Source organism: Collinsella sp. AF02-46-1 (assembly GCF_003465825.1).
Taxonomy (GTDB): Bacteria; Actinomycetota; Coriobacteriia; order Coriobacteriales; family Coriobacteriaceae; genus Collinsella.
The window spans coordinates 1-213 of the sequence record NZ_QSBV01000025.1; positions in this window are offsets into that span (position 1 = coordinate 1).

A 213-nucleotide genomic window follows, 5' to 3' on the forward strand; every position below is an offset into this window, starting at 1 on the left:
TTTCCTGCTCTACAGTCCTGCTCACGACGGAGGCCACATTAAGTGGCCTCCTGTTCGTGCGGAACTCGCGATAAACCTAAGCCGGTGTCCCCGCTCTCCCGGGGCCTGTCGTGGCTTGGCCGTTGCATGCGGCTCGCTTTTCGGAACGGGGCTGACGGACACGTTCCGAAATCTACCACCGTCGCTGTACAGGGTGTCTATAAAGAGCCGTGG